Here is a 17974-nt window from a genome sequence, read left to right on the forward strand (position 1 = left end):
GCAATCGCCCCGGCATGCCGCGAGGGACCTGCCGGGGCGATTCGATGTGCGGGCTGTTCGTCTATGCCGGCACGGCTGCCTGATGCCGGTCGAGTTCCGCAACATGCGCGTGAATCGCCGGAATCAGGTCGCGCCCGTAGGCCAGCGCATCGTCGAGCGGATCGAACCCGCGAATCAGGAACGTCGACACGCCGAGCCGGTAATACGCGCCCAGCGCCCGCGCGACCTGTTCCGGCGTGCCGACCAGCGCGGTCGAATTCCAGCGCGCGCCGGTCAGGTTCGCGACCCCCATCCACAACCGCTCGTCGAGCACGTCGCCCTGTGCGGCCGCTGCCATCAGCCGCTGCGAGCCCGCATTCTGCGGCGCATGCCCGGCAATCGGCTGGCCGTTCGCGACCCGCGCCGCGCGCACGCGCGCGCGGATCGCCTCGGCCTTCTCCCAGGCGGCCGCCTCGGTATCGGCAACGATCGGCCGGAACGACACGCTGACACGCGGTGCACGCCCGAACGGCGCGGCGGCGGCCCGCACGCGCGCGATCTGCTCGCGCACCGCTTCGAGCGGCTCGCCCCAGGTCATGTAGACGTCCGCATGCTCGCCCGCGACCGCCAGCGCGGCCGGCGACGACCCGCCGAAATAGATCGGCACATGCGGCCGCTGCGAGCCCTTCACGAGCGGCGACGCGCCGCGCAGCCGGTAGAACGTGCCGTCGTGATCGACCGGCGCGTCGGCCAGCCAGATCCGCTTCAGCACGTCGAGATATTCGCCGGTGCGGCGGTAGCGCGCATCGTGCGGCACGAAATCGCCGTCGCGCTGCAGGTCCGCGTCGTCGCCGCCCGACACGACATTCAGCGCGAGCCGGCCGCCGCTGAACACGTCGAGCGTCGCGATCTGCCGCGCGGCGGCCGACGGCACGATCACGCCCGGCCGATGCGCGAGCAGGATGCGGATGCGCTCGGTCGCGGCGGCCGCGAACGACGCGACGATGAAGCCGTCCGCCGCGTTGCTGAAATGGCCGACCAGGATCTGGTCGAAGCCGGCCGCCTCGTGCGCCTGCGCGAAGCGGCGCACGTAATCGGGCTGGACGGCCGCGCCGCCCGGTACGTCGACCTCCGCGCCGGGCGTCGCGGTGATCATGCCGATGATGTCGACTGGCATGTCGGAATGTCCTTGGGTGGATCGATCGGGAATCGGGAAAATCGCCGGAATGGCCGGACGGTCACTGCGCGGCGGCCGTCTTCTGCGCGGGCACCGCGAATGCGCCCGCATACGAGCGGTCGAGCAGTTTCGACGTGTCGTATGCGACCGGAATCACGCCGGCCTTGTGCAGGAAGTCGGCGGTATTCTGCGCGTCCTTCGCGGCCGTTTCGTCGACCGGGCCGACGCGCTGCTTCGCGTTGTTCAGCCAGCGGTACGCGACGTCCGGTTCGAGCTTCGCGCGCTTCGCCCATAGGTCCGCGTACTCGCGCGGATGGCTGTCGACCCACTGACGCGCGGCCACCACGCGCCGCAGGAAGTCGGTGATCTCGGCGCGCTTGCCCGATGCGGCCTGCTCGTTCGCGGCGACGAAACTCAGCGCGGGCATCAACCCCTGCGCGGTCGTCACCGTCCGCGCGCCTTGCCGCAGCGCGAGGGTGCTGACGAACGGCTCCCACAGCGACACGGCGTCGACCGAGCCGTTCGCGAGCGCGTTGGTCGCATCGATCGGCATCAGGTACGCGTACTTGACCGAATCGGCGCGCAGGCCCGCGTGTTCGAGCGCGCGCAGCACGAGCTGCTGGCTCCACGCGCCGCGCCAGACGGCGATGGTCTTGCCCTGCAGGTCGGCCACGGTGCGCACGGGCGAATCCTTCGGCACGAGGATCGCGACGCCGTCGAGGCTTTGCCGCGATACCGCGACGACCTTGACCGGCGCGCCGCGCGCGGCCAGCGTCAGCAGCGCGGAATCGCCGAGGAAGCCGACGTCGATCGCATTGCCGTTCAGGCTTTCGGCGACGGGAGCGGCGGCCTGGAAGTGCTTCCACTCGATCGTGTAAGGCAGGTCCTTCAGCGCGCCGGACGCCTCCATCGACGCCTGGATGTTGAAGTAGTTCTGTTCACCGACGCGCAGCGTGACGGTGTCCTTGGCAAAGCCCGGCTGGGCGGCAAGCGCCAGCAAGAGCGCCATGACGATTCGGCTCGACAACGTGATCTCCCGGAAGGTTGGCAGGCGGCCCCGCGAAGGCGGCGCCGCGTCGTCCGCCGAGTGCTACGAAAGGCGGACCGGATGAAACCGGTGACGATACGTCGATCTGCTTTATGAGACAAACGCAATATTCTTCTTTGTAAAGATGCAAATATTTTATGAAGCGAGTGCAATCGCACCGGACTCGCCCCGGACCGCCGCCGTTCGCCGTTCGCCGTTCGCCGTTCGCCGTTCGCCGTTCGAATGATTACTCGATAGATATTTCGTGCGCGAAATAAATCCGGGACTATATTTCGTATGCGAAACAACTACCCGGAACGAGCACGGCCATGACCTCCCAACCCATCGAGTTTTCCGCCGCCGACGGCTACACGCTGCGCGGCACGCTGTGGTCGCCGGACGCCGCGCCGCGCGCGCTGGTGCTGATCCATCCGGCAACGGCCGTGCCCGAACGGCTGTATGCGGGCTTCGCGCGCTTCCTGACCGAACGCGGCTTCGCGGCGCTGACCTACAACTACCGCGGCATCGGCGCGTCGCGGCCCGCGCGCCTGGCCGCGCTGCGCTCGCGCATGCGCGACTGGATGGAGCTCGACGTCGGCGCCGCGACCGCATGGGCGCGGCAGGCGTACGAAGGGCTGCCGCTGCTGGCGGTCGGCCACAGTGTCGGCGGGTATGCGATCGGACTGTCCGCCGCGACGCCGCACCTGCGCGCGGCGGTGCTCGTCGCCGCGCATGCGGGCAGCACGCGGCTGATCGCGCGGGCGGCCGAACGCGTGAAGGTGCGGCTGATCCTGCGCGTGCTCGGCCCGCTGACGTCCATGTTGCTCGGCTACGTACCCGGCAAGCGGCTCGGGCTCGGCGAGGATCTGCCGGCCGGCGTGTTCCGCGAATGGAGCCGCTGGACGACGCTGCCGCATTATTTCTTCGACGATCCGACGCTCGGCGCGGCCGAGCGCTTCGCGAAGCAACGGTTGCCGATTCTCGCGCTCGGCTTCGACGACGATCCGTGGGCGAACCCGGCCGCGATCGGCCTGCTGGTAAGCTATCTGACCCGCGCACAGGTCGAACGCCGCCAGATCGATCCGCACGCGGCGGGCAGCGGCCCGGTCGGGCACATGGGCTTCTTTCGCAGCCGGCCCGGCACCGTGCTGTGGCCCGACGTGGCCGACTGGCTCGCGCGGGCACTCGACACGCCGCGCACCGCGGGCCGTCCCTCCCTTTCCATTGCAGCCGGGAACCCAGCTTGAGCGAAGACCGACGACTCTTTTTCATGTTGAACATCGGCCAGCGGCGCGTGCAGCGCTGGATCGACCGCAAGGCCGAAACCGAGACGCGCGCGAGCGCCGCGCAGGCCGGCGCGCTGTTCTGTCTCGCGAAGCAGGACGGCGCGCTGATCGGCGAAGTCGGCGCCGCGCTGCAACTCGCGCCGTCCGCGATGACGGGCCTCGCCGACCGCATGGCGAAGGCCGGCCTCATCGCGCGTCACGCCGACTCGGACGACGGCCGCGCAACGCGGCTGTACCTGACCGACGACGGCCACGCGGCGCTCAAGCGCGCCCGCGTACTGCTGCGCGAACTGAACGGCAAGCTGTGCGACGGGTTTTCCGACGACGAACTCGATGTCGTCGCCCGCTGGCTGCACGCGTTGCAGGACCGGTTTCCGGCCGAGCGCTGAACGGCGCGCTCCCCGTCCGTCACCGGGCCGCACCGGCATCAATCGAAGCAATTGCGATTCGCGTTATCGATTCGATTTCCATGCCGTCGCGACGGCAAATTTTGCGTTGCCGGCACACGCCGCCGGCAACGCTTTCCGGCTACTTACTGTTACAAAAAACTGCCTGTCGGGCGGCATTCGAATCACCTACATTGCAATCCACCTCGACACATTCGTCGCATGCCCGGACCGGCCTTCCCGCCGAGTCGACCTCCCAGGCACACCCGACAAGCAATGAAAATGAAGAGGAGTCTTAACCGATGTGCTGGCGGATTCCAGCGCACGCGGATCGCGATGACTGAAGCGGCATCCTGAACGGCACGCAGCGGCGGGCGCGGCACGATTCGCCGCGCCCCGGCTCGCGTGGCCGTGCGCGCGCCATCTCGTCGCCACCGCCCGTCAACGAGGAGCAGTCCATGCGACGCACGATCGTGTCCCCTTCGCTTGTCACCCGCCTGTCCGCCGCGATGGCGATGGCCGCCGCTGCCGCGGCGCACGCCGAGCCTGTCGTCGTGTCCGGCCCGAGCCCGTTCGTCGCGTGCACCATCGGCGGCCCCGGCACCAACTACGTGAATGCCGAAGTCGAGCCGTGGCTCGCGGTCAACCCCGCGAACCCGACGAACATGATCGGCGTGTGGCAGCAGGACCGCTGGTCGAACGGCGGCGCCCACGGGCTCGTCGCCGGCTACACGTTCGACGCGGGCGCGACCTGGGCCCGCACGCCGCAGCCGTTCAGCGCATGCGCGCCGGGCGGGCTGAAGTACGAGCGCGCGTCCGATCCGTGGGTATCGTTCGGGCCGGACGGCACCGCGTATTCGGTATCGATCTCGTTCAACCAGTCGAACAACGCCAACGCGGTGGCCGCGTCGGCATCGACCGACGGCGGACAGACGTGGAGCAGCCCGGCCGTGCTGATCGCGAACGACGAGCCGACGACGCAGTTCTTCAACGACAAGGAATCGGTGACGGCGAACCCCTTGAAGGCCGGCACCGCCTATGCGGTGTGGGACCGCCTCGAGCTGCCGAACGGCAACCCGTACGCGAACCTACATACGCAAGCGTTCCGCGGACCGACGCTGTTCTCAAAGACGACCGACGGCGGCAAGACATGGAGCGCCGCGAAAGTCATCGTCAACGTGCCGTCGCGTCAGCAGACGATCGGCAACCAGATCGTCGTCGATCCGAAGAGCGGCACGCTCTACGACTTCTTCGACCTGATCCAACCGCCGTTCAGCAAGGCCGCCGGCAAGGTCGCGTTCATCCAGTCGAGCGACGACGGCGCGACGTGGACGAAGCCACGGGTGATCGCGGGGCTGCAGACGGTCGGCGTCACCGACCCGAACACCGGCGAGCCCGTGCGCACCGGCGACATCATTCCGGAACCCGCGATCGATCCGGCCTCGGGGCAGCTCTACGTGGTGTGGCAGGACAGCCGCTTCAACGGCGGCAAGTACGACGAGATCGCCGTCTCGACGTCGAAGGACGGCGGCGCGACGTGGAGCACGCCGCAGCAGTTGAACACGCCGACCGGGCGCCCCGCGTTCAATCCGTCGGTGCGCGTCGACAACACGGGCGCCGTGATGGTCACCTACTACGACTTCCGCGATCTGCAGGCCGGCAACACGACGACGCTGCCGACCGGCTTCTGGCGCAAGATCTCGCATGACGGCGGCACGACGTTCGCCGACGAGCGGCGCGTCGGCGGCCCGTTCGACATGAAGCTCGCCCCCAACGCCGAAGGATTCTTCATCGGCGACTACCAGGGGCTCGACGTGCTCCCGTCATCGTCGTTCCACCCGTTCTTCGTGCAGACCAACGCGGGCAACCTGACGAACCGCACCGACGTGTTCTTCGCACCGTGATGCGAGGCTGACCGCCGCGCCGCCGCACGATGCCGGTCGGCGCGCGGCGGCACGCGCAGGATCACGGCCTCACTGCATGTCGGTCAGCACGATGCGTCCGTCGACCTTTCCTTCCCGCAGCTTCGCGAATACGTCGTTGATGTTGGCGAGCCGGTCGCGGTGGATGTGCGCGCGCACCAGGCCATCCGCCGCGAAATCGAGCGACTCCTGCAGATCGCGCCGCGTGCCGACGATCGACCCGCGCACGGTGATGCCGTTCAGCACGGTCGAGAAGATCGGCAACGGGAAATCGCCCGGCGGCAACCCGTTGAGCGCCACCGTGCCGCCGCGCCGGACCATCCCGAGCGCCTGCGCGAACGCGCTGCGCGACACGGCCGTGACGAGCACGCCGTGCGCGCCGCCGATTTCCTTCTGGATCACTTTCGCGGGGTCGTCGACCGACGCATCGATCGTCAGCTGCGCGCCCAGTTGCCGTGCCAGCGCGAGCTTGTCGGGCGAGATGTCGACGGCCGCGACGTGCAGGCCCATCGCACGCGCGTATTGCACGGCCACGTGCCCGAGACCGCCGATGCCGGAGATCGCCAGCCACTGGCCCGGGCGCGTATCGGTGACGCGAATGCCCTTGTAGACCGTGACGCCTGCGCACAGGATCGGCGCGATCTCGTCGAATGCCACCTGCGCGGGCAACTGGCCGACGTAATCGGGATCGGCCAGCACGTATTCCGCGTAGCTGCCGTTCACCGAATAACCGGTGTTCTGCTGGCCGTGGCACAGCGTTTCCCAGCCCGTGCAGCAGTACTCGCAATGGCCGCATGCCGTGTAGAGCCACGGTACGCCGACGCGGTCGCCCTCGCGCACGTGCGTGACGCCCGCGCCGACCGCGGCAACGATGCCCACGCCTTCATGGCCCGGAATGAACGGCAGCGACGGCTTGACCGGCCAGTCGCCGTCCGCCGCGTGCAGATCGGTATGGCAGACACCCGACGCCTTGATGTTGACGAGAATCCGGCCGGGCCCCGGCGCAGGGATCGGGACTTCCTCGATGCGCAACGGCTCGCCGAACGCGTGTACCACGGCCGCTTTCATGGTCTGGGTCATGCGTTGCTCCTGTCTGGTCGATGAGCGACCCAGTATCCGGTTTCGGCGTCGGAGCACGTTGATACGGGTCAACGCATCGGGACGGATGCGTCGACCGGCGCGGATTCGCCACGGTCGCAGCGGGGACGAGGCTCGCAGCGGCGGACACCGCCCGCTCGCCGCCGCCCTCCCGGCGATCGGGCTGAAGCCCCGCGACGACAGCCGTTCAGCTTGGATTTTGTAATGATATAACATATCATTTCGCGAACTCGTCCGCCCGACGCCATCCCGCGTTGAGCGACCGGGCCTCGTCGAGCCATGTTTCAACGGGTCACTGCGCGTCATTGACGCAACAATATATCGTATCCAGACGTGATCCGCATCGCTCGTTATCCGATCCGATTCCAACCGATTCACCGACCATGCGCGACCTCCCTCGCTTACCGCTTCGCCCGCTCTCGTCCCTGTCGCTGATGGTGTTCGCCGCCGTCGCCCACGCGCAGACCGATGCGCCCGCTTCGTCCGGCACGCCCGCCGCCGCCCCGCTCGCGCCGATCTTCGTGACCGCGAACCCGCTCGGCGACACCGAACTGATCGCGCCCACCGTCCAGCTTTCCGGCGATGCGCTGACGCGCCGCCAGGCCGATTCGCTCGGCGAAACGCTCAACGGGCTGCCCGGCGTGTCGACCACGACTTACGGCCCGATGGTCGGCCGCCCGATCATCCGCGGGATGGACGGCGACCGGATCCGGCTGCTGCAGAACGGCGTCGCGGCCTACGATGCGTCGTCGCTGTCGTACGACCATGCGGTGCCGCAGGATCCGCTGTCGATCGAACGCGTCGAAATCGTGCGCGGCCCGGCCGCGCTCCTGTACGGCGGCAACGCGGTGGGCGGCGTCGTCAACACGATCGACAACCGCATTCCGCGCGAAGCGATCCAGGGCGTGACGGGTGCGCTCGACGCGCGCTACGGCGGCGCGAATTCCGTGCGCGCGGGCGCCGCGCAAGTCGAAGGCGGCAACGGCCGCTTCGCGTTCCACGTCGACGCGTTCGACCGAGAAACCAGCAAGCTGCGGATTCCCGGCTACGCGCGCAGCAGCCAGCAACGCGCGATCGACGGCCCCGACACGCCGCAGCCGGAAGGCAGCGTGCCGAACAGCGACGGCCGCGTGCACGGCGGCGCGGTCGGCGCGTCGTACACGTGGGCCGACGGCTTCGCGGGCCTGTCCTATAGCGGCTACGAATCGAACTACGGTTCCGTCGCGGAAAGCGACGTGCGGCTGCGCATGCGCCAGGAACGCCTGGCGCTCGCATCCGAGGTGCGCAACCTGAGCGGGCCGTTTACGAAGCTGAAGTTCGATTTCGCGTACACCGACTATCGCCACAAGGAAGTCGACAACGGCGAGACGGCGACCACCTTCCGCAATCGCGGCTACGAGGCGCGCATCGAGGCGCGGCATCGCAAGATCGGCCCGTTCGAAGGCGCGATCGGCGTGCAGTTCGGCCAGAACACGTTCTCCGCGCTCGGCGACGAAATGCTCGTGCCGTCCACGCGCACCAACAGCGTCGCGCTGTTCGGCCTCGAGGAATGGCAGGTCGTCCCCGCGCTGAAGCTGAGCCTCGGCGGGCGCTTCGAGCACGTGAAGGTCGATCCCGATCCGGCCGGCGTCGAGAAATTCGCGGGCGCGCAACCGCGCGACTTCAACGCGGGCAGCCTGTCCGCCGGCGCGCTGTTCTCGCTGACGCCGGTATGGTCGGTCGCGGCCAACGTCGCGTACACCGAACGCGCGCCGACCTTCTACGAGCTGTATTCGAACGGCCCGCACGATGCGACCGGCCAGTTCCTGATCGGCAACCCGAATGCGTCGAAGGAAAAAGCCGTGTCGACCGACCTGTCGCTGCGCTACGCGAGCGGCCCGAACCGCGGCAGTGTCGGCGTGTTCTACAACCGCTTCTCGAACTACCTGACCGAGTACAACACCGGCCGCGTCGTGGACGACGACGGCGACCCCGTCGCGCCCGGCACCGACGGCTCGCTCAACGAGGCGATCTATCGCGGCGTGCGCGCCGAGTTCTACGGCGTCGAGCTGGACGGCAAGTGGCGCGCGTTCTCGCGGCGCGGCCACACGGTCGACCTCGAACTGACGGCCGACTACACCCACGCGCGCAACGTCGACACGGGCCAGCCGCTGCCGCGCATCGCGCCGCTGCGCGCGACGCTCGCGGCCGACTACGGCTACGGGCCGTTCGGCGCGCGCGCGCAGGTCACGCACGCGTGGTCGCAGCATCGCGTGCCGGACAACGATTTTTCGACGGACGGCTATACCTCGCTCGGCGTGATGCTGACCTACAAGTTCCGCGTCGGCCCGACGCACTGGCTCGCGTACCTGCGCGGCGACAACCTGACGAACCAGGACATCCGCTATTCGACGTCGGTCGTGCGCGGCTTCGCGCCCGAAGGCGGGCGCAGCGTGATGGCCGGATTGCGCACCACGTTCTGACCCTCCCAAGGCTCGCGGCGTCCGCCGCGGGCCGCTCCGGCGCGCCTGCAGGGCGCGCCCGTTTCCGTTCACCCGCCCATTGCGCCAATCAAGCGACGCACACCCGGATCGGCGCTCTCCCCGATTTTCCGAAAACGAAATTCCGTTATTCACCCGTAAATCGAATCAAAATCGTCAGACGATTGCAAATAAAATAGAAGTTTCTTGTTTCACCAATAAAACCGGTTTCAAATTCCATGTATAAACCCTTGAATCACGGGCGATCCGCGTTTTTTTGATCTGGATCAAGAATCCCCTCCGGACAACGCTTCCAGCGCTAAAAAAACGAATATCAGGGTTTTCGAAGGGTAAAGAATCATCCGGTATACCCGTTAATGCCGGCACGAGCCCGTATCTGGTCGAACAATAAATTCCATTTGCCAACTACTCACGCAGGGGCACAACGTGAAAATCGCCAGAATGAGCATCAAGACAAAACTCCTTGGCGGCTTCGGCCTGCTCGCCGCGGTCGTCGTGATCGTGTCGGGCATGGCCCTCAAGGCACTGTCCGATACGAACGCCGAGTTCTCCCGCTACATGCACGGCATCAGCGCGCGGGCGAACCTGTCCGCGCAAATCCGCACCGCGGTCGACCGTCGCGCGATCGCCGCGCGCAACCTCGTGCTCGTGACCAAGCCGTCCGACGTCGAAGCCGAACTCGCCGAAGTGAACCAGGCGCACAAGGACGTCCAGGAACGTCTCGCGAAGCTCAAGGACATGATGGCGAACGCAACCGATACCTCCGATCGCGCACGCGAACTGGTGGGCGACATCGTGCGCATCGAGGGCAATTACGGGCCCGTCGCGCTGCGCATCGTCGGGCTCGCGCAGGCCGGCAAGAAGGACGAGGCGACCGCCGACATCGACGACAACTGCCGCCCGCTGCTCGCGCAGCTGGTGCGCGCGACCGATGCGTATGCAACCTATACGCATGAACGCGAACTCGCGCTCGCGCAGCAGTTCGCGGACCGCTACGCGATGGAGCGCAACCTGCTGGCCGGCATCTGCCTGATCGCGGTTGCGGTCGCCGTGGCCGGCGGTCTGTGGCTTACGCGCAAGATCACGGTGCCGATCGGCTCGGCGGTGGACGTCGCACGCACGGTCGCGAACGGCGATCTCGGCAGCCGCATCGAGGTCAGCGGCAACGACGAAACGCGCGACCTGCTCGACGCGCTGCGAACGATGAACGAGCGGCTGATCGGCATCGTCGGGCGCGTGCGCGATTCGTCGAACAGCATCGCGCACGCGGTGAGCGAGATCGCGTCGGGCAACCTCGACCTGAGCCAGCGCACCGAGGAACAGGCCGCGTCGCTGCAGGAAACCGCCGCGACGATGGAGGAATTCACGTCGACGGTGCGGCTGAACGCGGAGAATGCGCAACAGGCAAGCACGCTCGCCGCGAATGCATCGGACGTCGCGCAGCGCGGCAGTTCGGTGGTCGGCCGCGTGGTCGACACGATGACGGAAATCGGCCAAAGCTCGTCGAAGATCGCCGACATCACGGGCATCATCGAGGGCATCGCCTTCCAGACCAACATCCTTGCGCTGAACGCGGCTGTCGAAGCCGCACGCGCGGGCGAACAGGGTCGCGGCTTCGCGGTCGTCGCGAGCGAGGTGCGCAGTCTCGCGCAACGCTCGTCGACGGCAGCGAAGGAAATCAAGGAGCTGATCTCCGCGTCGGTGCAGACGATCCAGGACGGCTCGGCGCTCGCGGGGGAAGCCGGCAAGACGATGTCCGACGTCACGCAGGCCGTCGCGCGCGTGACGGACATCATGGGCGAGATCGCGGCCGCCTCGGCCGAGCAGAGCCGCGGCATCGACCAGGTGAACCTGACGATCACGCAGATGGACGAGACGACGCAGCAGAACGCGGCGCTCGTCGAGCAGGCCGCGGCCGCATCGAAGTCGCTCGAGGCGCAGGGCCGCGAACTGTCCGAAACGGTCGCCGCATTCCGGATGCCGTCCGGTGCGCATGTGACGTCGCACGGCGTACATGCGCACGAGGCCGACATGCGTCACTGGCAACCGGCCGCCGTGTAACCCGCCGTATAGCCGATACGCCCGGGAGACGACGACGCGCACGCCGTTTCGCGCGTCGCCGGTCCGCGCCGCGCGTTCACGGCACGCATGCGGACGGACGCTCCGCATGGCATGACGCGCGCCGCATGGGCCGTGTCGCGCAAGTTTCGATCCCGCCCGCCTGGTGCGCATGGCCATTCCGCCATCATGGAAATCGCGCTGCATTGCCTCCCGCGCCGCTCGTCGATGGAGACTTTTAAAACGAGCGAATGACGAGTATCCTAAAAAGAGCACCCTCGACCGGACGGCGAATCGCATGCCCTGACTCCCGCCCGATCGCACTGCGGCCCCATCGCATCGCGCACGGCGCGTCGATGGCGGCGTCAGCTTCTCGCGCCTCGGCCGCACGAACCTTTCCCCCAACAATCGTCAGGAGAGCTGGTGAGCCGACTCGTCGTCGTATCCAATCGCATCGCAGATCCCCGTAAAGCCGCGGCCGGCGGCCTCGCCGTCGCCGTGAAAGACAGCCTGCAGGAAACCGGCGGCGTATGGTTCGGCTGGAGCGGCAGGCTACGCGGCGACGAGGATCAGCCGGCGCACGGCGACGACGTGCAGATCCAGAACGTCGGCGGCATCCAGCTCGCGACGATCGATCTCGATCCGCAGGATTACGACGCTTACTACCTCGGCTACTCGAACAACGTGCTGTGGCCGGTGTTTCACTACCGGCTCGATCTCGCGCAGTTCGACCGGCGCTTCGCCGACGGTTACCGGCGCGTGAACCAGTTGTTCGCGCGCAAGCTGCGCACGCTGCTGCGGCCCGACGACACCATCTGGGTCCACGACTACCAGCTGATTCCGCTCGCGGCCGAGCTGCGCGCGATGGGCTGCACGAACCCGATCGGCTTCTTCCTGCACATCCCGATGCCGCCGCCGCCGATCATGGCCGCGATCCCGGAACACGAATGGCTGATGCGCTCGCTGTTCGCGTACGACCTCGTCGGCTTCCAGACCGAATCGGATCTGCTGCACTTCGAGCATTACGTCGAAGCGGAAGCCGGTGCCGCGCGGCTGCCGGACGGCCGCCTGCGCGCGTTCGGCCGCACGTTGTCGGCCGGGGCATTCCCGATCGGCATCAACGTCGACGAATTCGAATCGCTCGCACGCGATCGCGACGGCCTCGACATGTTCGACCGGATGCGCGACGAATATTCGCGCCGCCAGTTGCTCGTCGGCGTCGACCGGCTCGATTACACGAAGGGATTGCCGCAGCGCGTGCATGCGTTCCGCCAGTTGCTCGAACGATATCCGGAGAACCGCGATCGCGCGACGCTGATCCAGATCGCCGCGCCGAGCCGCGAGAATCTCGGCGCCTACGACGACCTGCGGCGCGAAATGGACAGCCTGTGCGGCGCGATCAACGGCGACTACGGCGAACTCGAATGGATGCCGATGCGCTACATTCACCGCACGGTTGCGCGCAAGCGCCTGCCGGGCCTCTATCGCGCGAGCCGCGTCGCGCTCGTCACGCCGCTGCGCGACGGCATGAACCTCGTCGCGAAGGAGTTCCTCGCCGCACAGGACGCAACCGATCCGGGCGTGCTCGTGCTGTCGCGCTTCGCCGGCGCGGCCGAGCAGTTGAAGCCGGCGCTGCTCGTCAATCCGTACGACACGCAAGGCACCGCGCAAGCGATCCAGCGCGCGCTCACGATGCCGCTCGAAGAGCGCCGCCAGCGTCACTCGGCGCTGATGGCGATCGTGCGCCAGACCGACGTGCACTGGTGGCGCACCCGCTTTCTCGACGCGCTCGCCGAAGCGGCCGAAGTCGCGGCCGCGACCGAATCGTGACGCACTGACACACCGTCACGCCTTGGTCGCCGCGCATTCCAGCGTCGTACCGTTCGCGTCGCACACGTCGACCGAAATCGGAATGCCCGCGCGCATGCGCTCGGTCACCACGCAATACGCATCGAACTGATCGAGCTCGCGCGTCGCCGCCGCGAGATCGGCCCATGTCCTGCCGATCGACAGCCGCACGTTCATCGCGCCCACGCGCACGCACCCTGCTTCGTTCCGCACCATGGCGACGTCGATATGCGCGGCAATCGGCTGCGGATTGACGTGCTGCTTGTTCAGCGCGAACAGCAGGCTCGCCGCGCGACAGCTCGCGACCGCCGTGGCCAGCCGCCGGACCGGGTTCGGCCCGCGCCTGTCGCCGAGCGGGGGCGGCTCGTCGGTGAGCACCGGCGACGGCGTCGTGCCGGCAAACCTGACTTCGAAGCAAAAGCGCGCCTGCTGCGCGACATCGACCGATACGTGCGCCTCGCTCATGGCGGCTCCGTGTCTGGAAAGGGGAACAGGAAGACCGGCGCATCGCCGCAGCGGCATGCACCGTTCGCGGACCCGCGACGCGCATTCAGCGTTCGGGTTCGCGCGGCGGCCCGCACGCGACGAAATCGCGCTCGACCGCCGACGCCTGCTCCGGCGCGAGCGCATCGCCGCGCGGTCCGGCGGCGCCGTCGGGCGCTGCTGCCGGCGGCGGCGGTTCGCTGCGCCCGTCGATCAGCGCCTGCAGCGCGTCGCGCTCGAGCACCTCGCATTGCAGCAGCCGTCGCGCGATACGCTCGAGCGCGTCGCGGCGCTCGCCGAGCGTCGCGACCACCCGCGCATGTGCGTCGGCCAGCAACATGCGCACCTCGTCGTCGATCATCCGTGCCGTATGCTCGCTGCAGCGACCCGCGCCTGTCTGCCACGCACCGGGCATGCCCTGGCGCGCCTCGCCGTCGTCGAACGTCGCGAGCCCGATCTTCTCGCTCATCCCGTACTGCATGACCATGTGGCGTGCCATCGCGGTCGCGCGTTCGAGATCGTTCTGCGCGCCGGTCGAGACATCGCCGAACACGAGCTCTTCCGCGACACGCCCGCCGAGCAGCGCGTCGATCCGGTCGAGCAGCTCGCTCCGGCGCAGCACGTAGCGATCCTCGGTCGGCACTTGCTGCGTGTAGCCCAGCGCGGCGACACCGCGCGGAATGATCGACACCTTCTTCACCGGGTCGCAATGCGCGCGGCTTTCCGCGACGAGCGCATGACCGGCTTCGTGATACGCGATGGTCAGCTTCTCCTGCGCGTTCATCACGCGGCTCTTGCGCTCGAGTCCGGTCAGCGCGCGGTCGATCGCCTCGTCGAAATCGGCCATGCCGATCGCCGGCTTGCCGAGTTCGGCCGCGTGCAGCGCGGCCTCGTTGACGACGTTCGCGAGATCGGCGCCGACGAAGCCCGGCGTGCGCGACGCGAGTTCGCCGAGGTCGACGTCGGCCGCGAGCTTCACGCGCTTCACGTGCACGCCGAGAATCTGCCGGCGGCCGTTCACGTCGGGCCGGTCGATCGCGATGTGGCGATCGAAGCGGCCCGGCCGCAGCAGCGCGGGATCGAGGATCTCGGGGCGGTTCGTCGCGGCCATGATGATCACGCCCGAGCCTGCCTGGAAGCCGTCCATCTCGACGAGCAGCTGGTTGAGCGTCTGCTCACGCTCGTCGTTGCCCGACATCGGGCCGACGCCGCGCACCTTGCCGAGCGCATCGAGCTCGTCGACGAATACGATGCACGGCGCCTTCTGCTGCGCCTGCTCGAACAGGTCGCGCACGCGCGCCGCGCCCACGCCGACGAACATCTCGACGAATGCCGACCCGCTGATCGAGAAGAACGGCACGGCCGCCTCGCCGGCCACCGCGCGCGCAAGCAGCGTCTTGCCCGTGCCCGGCGCGCCGACGATCAGCACGCCCTTCGGGATCTTGCCGCCGAGCCGCTGGTAGCGATCGGGATTGCGCAGGAACGCGACGAGCTGCTGCAGCTCGGCCTTCGCCTCGTCGATGCCCGCGATATCGTCGAACGTGATGCCGGTTTCCTGCTGCACGTACGCGCGCGCGCGGCTCTTGCCCATCCCCGTGAAGTCCTGCAGCCCGCCGCGCCTGCGCAGCATCATGTTCCACACGAACACGAGCAGCACGAGCGGCAGCAGCCAAGACGCGAGCGCGGCGATCCAGCCCGTGTCGGGCGTGCCGTGATAGCGGATGCCGGCGGCGGTCAGCGTGTCGGTCAGGTGCTCGTCGGTCACGCGGTTGGTCGTGAAGCGCCACGGCGCGCCGGCCTGCTGCACGGCCGCGGCTTCGGATGCCGGCAGCATCGCGCCGGCCCGCGGCATCTTCAGCGTGCCCGAGATCGACGCGGGGCCGACCTCGAGATCGTCGACAAGCCGCGCGGCGACGAGCTTGTGGAAATCGCTGTATGCAATCGGCGCCGACGCCGGATGCAGCATCAGCAACTGCGCAGCGAACAGCACGAAGAAGCCCGCCGCGATCAGCAATCCCGGATAGTCGAATTTCCTGTCCATGACATCGGGCCGGCCTCGTGCGTTGCGCGGCGTGCGCTCACGCGGACACGCGCGCGCAACCGGCACGCGGCATCGGCAGCCGTGCGAACACGACGGCCATTCGCACCATCATCGCCTCGCTGGGTCGCCTCGCTGCATCGGATCGACGACGCCGCGACGACGCCGTCGGCCGGCGCCGCCGGGCGATCGTCACCCGGGCGGCACGCCGCGCCACGACGCGCCGCCCCTGAATCCAGTCTAGCTCGCGCGCGGGCGTCCCGCATCGCCTGCCGCGCGCGTCGACGCGTCCGACAAACGGCTTTCATTCGCGGCACTCGGCGCGGTATAGTCGCATTCGTGACATTTTTATGACAATTCGGTCACCTGCGCTTTCCGCGCCACGACCGGCAATTGCCTCCCGTCACGCATCGCGGCAGCCCGAGCGACGCCGCCGCGCATAGAACGACACCGCCCACCCGCCCAATCGAGGAGCCCACGACGTGACCGATACCCCCGATCGCCCCGACGACCTTCCCGCCGACCCCGACCGCCGCCGCTTGCTCGGCGGCCTCGCCGCGCTCGGCGCCGGTGTCGCGCTCGGCGGCTGCGAAACCACCGCGGGCACCGCGCCGCGTTCGGCCGCCGACCTGCGCATCGACGAGGCGTTGCGTCAGCGCGTGCGCCACATCGTCGTGATCTACGCGGAAAACCGCAGCTTCGCGAACCTGTACGGCGATTTCCCCGGCGTCCAGTACCCGCTCAGCGACGTGCGGCCCGAACACGCGCAGCAGCTCGATCGCGACGGCAAGACGCCGCTGCCGGTGCTGCCGAAGATCTGGGGCGGGCTCGTGCCGCAGGCGCAGGAAGTGGACGGCAAGCGCTATGCGATCGCCGAGCGCGACATCGACCGGCTGCCGAACGCGCCGTTCCGGATCGCCGACGCGCAGGGCCGGCCGCTGCCGAACGGCGTGATCACGCGCGACCTGTGGCACCGTTTCTACCAGAACCAGATGCAGATCGCGGCCGGCCGCAACAACCAGTTCGCCGCGTGGGCCGATTCGGGCGGCCTCGTGATGGGTCATTACCGCAACTCGGCCGATTCGTTGCGGCTGTGGAATCTGGCGCGGCAATACACGCTGTGCGACAACTTCTTCATGGCGGCCTTCGGCGGTTCGTGGATGAACCACATGTTCCTGATCTCCGCGCAGCCGCCGCTGTATCCGGACGCGCACAAGCACCCGCATGCGGCAAAACTACTGTCGAAGGTCGAAGGCGACGATCCGGCCGGCACGCGCCTGAAGCTCGCCGACGATTCGCCCGCGTCCGCGCTCGACGGCCCGCCGAAGTTCGCGGCCGACGGCCCGCTGACGCCGGACGGCTACGGCGTGAACACGATGGCGCCGCCGTACCAGCCGAGCTACGTGCCGCCGCCCGACCCGGGCAACGCCGCGTATGCGGACCCGGCCGACCATCGCGTGATGCCGCCGCAGGGCTATGCGACGATCGGCGACCGCCTGTCGGAGAAGAACGTCGACTGGGCGTGGTACAGCGGCGCGTGGCAGTACGCGCTCGAGCATCGCGAAACGGGCACCGTGCCCGATTTCCAGTACCACCACCAGCCGTTCAACTACTTCGCGAACTATGCGCCGGGCACCGAAGCCCGCCGCCGGCATCTGCGCGACGCGGGGCTCGGCGACGATCCGTCGACCAATCACTTCATCGCCGACATCGACGCGGGCCGCCTGCCGGCCGTCACGTTCTACAAGCCGCAAGGCAACCTGAACATGCATGCGGGTTACGCGGACATCGAATCGGGCGACCGTCACATCGCGACCGTGATCGACCACATCCGGCGCGGTCCGCAATGGGAAAACACGGTGATCGTGATGACGCACGACGAGAACGGCGGCTGGTGGGATCACGTCGCGCCGCCGGTCGGCGACCGCTGGGGCCCCGGTTCGCGGATTCCGGCGCTCGTGATCTCGCCGTTCGCGAAGCAGGGCTTCGTCGATCACACGCTGTACGACACGAACTCGATCCTGCGTTTCATCAGCCGCGTGCACGGGCTCGCACCGCTCGACGGCGTGGTCCTGCGCAACAACGCGTTCGCCGCACGCGGCGCGACGCCGCCGGGCGACCTGACGAACGCGCTCGACCTCGGCTGAAGGCTGGCGATAGTCTGCGACGAGAACGTGGGCGTCGCCGACTGT

12 protein-coding genes are annotated in these 17974 nt (G+C 68.2%); 7 read left to right on the forward strand and 5 right to left on the reverse strand.

Annotated features, from left to right (window positions below; translation table 11 throughout):
- Positions 1-61: 61 nt before the first annotated feature.
- Both VXM69_RS08965 and VXM69_RS08970 read right to left on the reverse strand, forming a co-directional pair.
- Positions 62-1156, reverse strand: coding sequence for an LLM class flavin-dependent oxidoreductase (locus VXM69_RS08965; RefSeq protein WP_343727145.1), 1095 nt, complete (start codon positions 1154-1156; stop codon positions 62-64).
- 61 nt (positions 1157-1217) lie between these two features.
- Positions 1218-2165: an ABC transporter substrate-binding protein gene (locus tag VXM69_RS08970; protein ID WP_049035346.1), complete on the reverse strand. Its 948-nt coding sequence runs from the start codon at positions 2163-2165 to the stop codon at positions 1218-1220.
- A gap of 347 nt (positions 2166-2512) precedes the next feature.
- Between VXM69_RS08970 and VXM69_RS08975 the strand changes: the two genes are divergently transcribed.
- From VXM69_RS08975 to VXM69_RS08985, 3 genes are all read left to right on the forward strand, one after another.
- A complete protein-coding gene (locus VXM69_RS08975) occupies positions 2513-3430 on the forward strand; it encodes an alpha/beta hydrolase (protein ID WP_367188442.1) in 918 nt (305 codons plus the stop codon).
- Complete coding sequence (locus VXM69_RS08980) at positions 3427-3858, forward strand: MarR family transcriptional regulator (RefSeq protein ID WP_034191324.1); 432 nt, start codon at positions 3427-3429, stop codon at positions 3856-3858. The genes VXM69_RS08975 and VXM69_RS08980 overlap by 4 nt, the downstream gene beginning before the upstream one ends.
- Positions 3859-4313: 455 nt before the next feature.
- Complete coding sequence (locus tag VXM69_RS08985) at positions 4314-5759, forward strand: sialidase family protein (protein WP_367188443.1); 1446 nt, start codon at positions 4314-4316, stop codon at positions 5757-5759.
- Between the two features lie 69 nt (positions 5760-5828).
- Here the strand turns inward: VXM69_RS08985 and adhP are convergent, their stop codons facing one another.
- The gene (gene adhP, locus VXM69_RS08990; protein ID WP_059556564.1) at positions 5829-6857 is read right to left on the reverse strand and encodes an alcohol dehydrogenase AdhP; all 1029 of its coding nucleotides are present in this window, start codon (positions 6855-6857) and stop codon (positions 5829-5831) included.
- A 401-nt stretch (positions 6858-7258) separates the two neighbouring features.
- On the opposite strand from adhP, the gene VXM69_RS08995 reads away from it, so the two are divergent.
- The 3 genes from VXM69_RS08995 (at position 7259) to otsA (ending at position 13243) form a co-directional block, all read left to right on the forward strand.
- Positions 7259-9337, forward strand: coding sequence for a TonB-dependent receptor (locus VXM69_RS08995; protein ID WP_226227486.1), 2079 nt, complete (start codon positions 7259-7261; stop codon positions 9335-9337).
- Between the two features lie 459 nt (positions 9338-9796).
- Positions 9797-11416: a methyl-accepting chemotaxis protein gene (locus tag VXM69_RS09000; RefSeq protein WP_367188444.1), complete on the forward strand. Its 1620-nt coding sequence runs from the start codon at positions 9797-9799 to the stop codon at positions 11414-11416.
- A gap of 420 nt (positions 11417-11836) precedes the next feature.
- Positions 11837-13243, forward strand: a complete 1407-nt coding sequence (gene otsA, locus VXM69_RS09005; protein ID WP_034191319.1) for an alpha,alpha-trehalose-phosphate synthase (UDP-forming) — start codon at positions 11837-11839, stop codon at positions 13241-13243.
- Between the two features lie 15 nt (positions 13244-13258).
- Here the strand turns inward: otsA and VXM69_RS09010 are convergent, their stop codons facing one another.
- Together VXM69_RS09010 and ftsH are read right to left on the reverse strand one after the other, a co-directional pair.
- A complete protein-coding gene (locus VXM69_RS09010; RefSeq protein WP_367188445.1) occupies positions 13259-13726 on the reverse strand; it encodes an OsmC family protein in 468 nt (155 codons plus the stop codon).
- Positions 13727-13811: 85 nt separating this feature from the next.
- On the reverse strand, positions 13812-15785 hold the full coding sequence (ftsH, locus tag VXM69_RS09015) for an ATP-dependent zinc metalloprotease FtsH (RefSeq protein WP_367188446.1): 1974 nt from the start codon (positions 15783-15785) through the stop codon (positions 13812-13814).
- A gap of 479 nt (positions 15786-16264) precedes the next feature.
- On the opposite strand from ftsH, the gene VXM69_RS09020 reads away from it, so the two are divergent.
- On the forward strand, positions 16265-17929 hold the full coding sequence (locus VXM69_RS09020; RefSeq protein WP_367188447.1) for an acid phosphatase: 1665 nt from the start codon (positions 16265-16267) through the stop codon (positions 17927-17929).
- Positions 17930-17974 lie beyond the last annotated feature (45 nt).

The organism is Burkholderia sp. Ed8, assembly GCF_040761425.1.
Lineage (GTDB): Bacteria > Pseudomonadota > Gammaproteobacteria > Burkholderiales > Burkholderiaceae > Burkholderia > Burkholderia seminalis.

Coding starts and splice junctions, on each gene's coding strand:
- VXM69_RS08965 (WP_343727145.1), bottom strand. CDS start 1,156: ATGCCAGTCGACATCATCGGCATGATCACCGCGACGCCCGGCGCGGAG.
- VXM69_RS08970 (WP_049035346.1), bottom strand. CDS start 2,165: ATGGCGCTCTTGCTGGCGCTTGCCGCCCAGCCGGGCTTTGCCAAGGAC.
- VXM69_RS08975 (WP_367188442.1), top strand. CDS start 2,513: ATGACCTCCCAACCCATCGAGTTTTCCGCCGCCGACGGCTACACGCTG.
- VXM69_RS08985 (WP_367188443.1), top strand. CDS start 4,314: ATGCGACGCACGATCGTGTCCCCTTCGCTTGTCACCCGCCTGTCCGCC.
- adhP (WP_059556564.1), bottom strand. CDS start 6,857: ATGACCCAGACCATGAAAGCGGCCGTGGTACACGCGTTCGGCGAGCCG.
- VXM69_RS08995 (WP_226227486.1), top strand. CDS start 7,259: ATGCGCGACCTCCCTCGCTTACCGCTTCGCCCGCTCTCGTCCCTGTCG.
- VXM69_RS09000 (WP_367188444.1), top strand. CDS start 9,797: ATGAGCATCAAGACAAAACTCCTTGGCGGCTTCGGCCTGCTCGCCGCG.
- VXM69_RS09010 (WP_367188445.1), bottom strand. CDS start 13,726: ATGAGCGAGGCGCACGTATCGGTCGATGTCGCGCAGCAGGCGCGCTTT.
- ftsH (WP_367188446.1), bottom strand. CDS start 15,785: ATGGACAGGAAATTCGACTATCCGGGATTGCTGATCGCGGCGGGCTTC.